This is a genomic window from Romboutsia sp. (assembly GCF_051659545.1).
In the GTDB taxonomy this organism is placed as follows: domain Bacteria; phylum Bacillota; class Clostridia; order Peptostreptococcales; family Peptostreptococcaceae; genus JBOFOR01.
Genome location: NZ_JBOFOR010000076.1, coordinates 1 through 3,423 on the forward strand (window position 1 = coordinate 1; position 3,423 = coordinate 3,423).

The following is a 3,423-nucleotide window of genomic DNA, read 5'->3' on the forward strand; positions in this document are numbered from 1 at the left end:
AATTTATTAGCCAATACTACATTTTTATAATTTTAGCTTATTGTATTATTATAATTAATAGTTGTATTTGGTTGTATTATACTAAGGAATAATCTTTACTGTTACTAAAATAAGAGATTTGTAATGATTTAAGAAAGACTTTAATATAACAATATAAATATTACACTAAAGGCTAATATAAGTTTACTTAGTTGATAGTTACAATGAAAGTATAACTTACTATAAGGGGTAATAAAGTATGAATAAAACACAGACTCAACTAATTAATTTTTTAAATAGTTCAATACACGCAGAAAAAAAAGAGTATAGCTTAAGCGATATGGATTGGGAACAATTACTTGAAGAAGCAAGGGCTCATAATATACAGTCACTTGTGTATACAGGAATAGATAATAAAACATTATTAAGTATAAATAAACAAATATTAGAAAAATGGAAAAAAGAAACTTTTCTATCTGGGGTATACCAACTAAGTCATATAAATCAAATTTCATATGTATTAAATGAGTTAGATAAAAAAAATATACCTGTAATAGTACTAAAGGGCTTAGTACTTCGTGATTTATATCCTCAAAGTGAACTACGAACTATGTCAGATGCTGATATCTTAGTCAAAGAAGAAAATCTTGAAAAATTAAGAACACTACTACTAGAATTAGGGTATGAAGAGAGTGGAAAAACTTTATACCATTTAAACTTTGAAAAAGAAAACTCTGAAATAGAAGTACACTGGAATATTAGTAGTGAAGAACATTTTAAAGGAGTTACAAAGTATGTAGAACATATATGGGAAAATGCTATAGAAGTTAAAATTGGGCAAAGTAAAGCTTTGTCTATGAATTATGAAGATTTAGCTACCTATTTATGTATGCATATGGCAAAGCATTTAAGAAGTTGTGGATTTGGTATTAGACAGCTTTGTGATTTTGTTTTACTAGTAGAGCAAAAGGGAAATCTAATAGACTGGAATAAATTTATTGAGGAGACTAAAAAATTTGGAATTGATAAATTTAGTGTGATTATATTTAAAATGTGTAAAAAGCTTTTTGGTCTAAATATACCTAAAGAAGTAGAAGACTATACTAGTATAGACGAGGTGTATTTAGATATATTAATTGATGAAATACTTGATTGTGGTGTTCATGGAAAAAGAGATGAAAATAAAATCTTAGGTAAGAATGCGGCTTATACACTAGAAAAAAAAGAGAATAGTACATTAATAAAATTTATTAAATTTATGTTTCCTTCATCAAAATACCTAGATGAATCTAAGTATGGGTATGCTAAAAAAAATAAAATATTGCTACCAGTAGCATGGATACATAGAGCTTTTACTAAAGAGCGTAAATTTAGTCAAAAATTTAGATTTATTTTGTTTGGATTTAGTGTAGCTAAAAAAAAGGAAAAGTTATTAAAATGGTTAGAAATATAATAAATAATAAAGCATATAGAATTTTTCTATATGCTTTATTATTTACTATGCTAAATCTGCAGAAACTTCATAAATATATCTCAAATCTTCCTCTATTAAATTTCCATTTTCTAATTTTAGTATTCTATCGCATATAGAAAGAGAGTTAGGTCTATGGGTTATAATAATACAAGTAGGATTATGTCCTAATTCTTTAACTGACTTTAGTACTTTTAACTCAGTATTACTATCTAAGGCTGAAGTAGCCTCATCTAATATTAAAATTGGTTTTTTTCTAACAAATGCTCTAGCAATAGCAAGTCTTTGAGCTTGACCATCTGAAATACTAGTGCCTTTTTCACCAAGTTTAGTATTTAGACCACCTTCTAAAGCTTTAATAAAGTCAAGGGAACAAGATTGCTCACATGCCTCTATAATATCTTCAAATGAAGCCTCAGTATTTCCAAAACATATATTTTCTTCAATGGTACCGGTAAATAGAGTATTTCCTTGAGGAATATATGAAATTAATTCTCTATGATTATTACAAACTTCTTCAATAAGATTCTCATTTTCAATAGTAATTTTCCCATTAGTAGGGTTTATTAGTGAGAGTAATAATCTAATCAATGTGGTTTTACCTTCTCCAGATGGCCCAACCAAAGCAACTATTTCGCCGGGTTTTATTTTAAAAGATACCTTCCTTAATATATCTACATTATTATCGTAACTAAAAGAAATATTGTTAAAAGCTATAGTTGGTTTATTAAATAAAGATAGATTAGACCTATCACTGTGTATTTCTGGATCTAAATGTTCAAGTTCAATAAGTCTTTCTGTAGCTGTCAAAGCTGAAATTATGGGTGAATAGCATCCTATTAATGCATTTAAAGGTTCTTGAATCTTATAAAATAGTTGCAACATAGCAGTCATTGTACCAAATGTTATTATTCCGTTAACTAAATTTAAGGCACCCCAGCCGAACACTAATAAATAAGCAGCTGAAGATCCTAGTGAAAATAATGCACCAGTAAGTAAGGTTAAAAATAATTGATTGAGAGATAATTTAAATTTTTCATTTTGAATTTGTGTTAAAGTATTAATAGTTTTCTTTTCATGGGAAAAAGTTTTTATAAGCATAAGATTTTGAAGGTTTTCTTGAAGAAATGAAAAGTATTCAATATTTTTATCTTGCAGATCATTATATAATTTCTTCATCTTCCTTCCGAGTAATTTATTTATAATAGCTAATAGTGGAAAGATTAAAAATGTAGTAGTAGCTAGTATTGGTTCAATTTGTAACAAAGTAAAAAAAGCAAAAACAAGCATTACAGAAGAAGTAATTAGAGTAGGAACTGTATTACACAAAAAAAAATTTACTGTGGATGTATCACTTGTGATTTTTGTCATTAATTCTACGCTATGATATTTAGAGGATTCAATCCACTCACTATAGGTGATATTTTTAAAAAATTTATACTCGAGATTATTAGCAATTTTTTTGTAACAATAGGTAGCTAATAATGATTCTATTGAACTAAATAGAATATCAAATAATATTATTAAACCAATTATTATTAGCCATTTTATTACTTTGTCACTTTGGCCACTTGTCGCAGCATCAATAAGATATTTAGAGATAACAGCATTGTATACACTGACACTAGATAATATAGAACCAATTATAATTGATAGTATTAACAAAGGCATGTAAGATTTGCCTTGAGAGAAAATCCATTTGAATTTATTTATAGTACTTTTCATAGAATGAAAACCTCCAACTCAATAGTAAATATATTAAATATATTCTATCAATTAAGTCATATATAAGATATTACACTAAAGTATTAGAATAGCTAAATTAATGGGTAGTATAAGTTATTATTCTTACTTAAGTATTAATGCTAAAAATAACAATAAAATATTGAATTATAACTAAATACAACAAAATATGACAATGAAAACATGTATAATGAATAATGACAAATTTAAAACTAGGGGGAGTAGTATGT

2 protein-coding genes are annotated in these 3,423 nt (G+C 26.6%); one reads left to right on the top strand and one right to left on the bottom strand.

The features are described 5' to 3' along the window. The first annotated feature begins 238 nt into the window (after positions 1-238). A complete protein-coding gene (locus ACRC03_RS04350) occupies positions 239-1,432 on the top strand; it encodes a nucleotidyltransferase domain-containing protein (protein ID WP_438651329.1) in 1,194 nt (397 codons plus the stop codon). Between the two features lie 45 nt (positions 1,433-1,477). Here ACRC03_RS04350 and ACRC03_RS04355 read toward each other — a convergent pair whose 3' ends face one another. After that, complete coding sequence (locus ACRC03_RS04355; RefSeq protein WP_438651330.1) at positions 1,478-3,175, bottom strand: ABC transporter ATP-binding protein; 1,698 nt, start codon at positions 3,173-3,175, stop codon at positions 1,478-1,480. Positions 3,176-3,423: the final 248 nt, after the last annotated feature.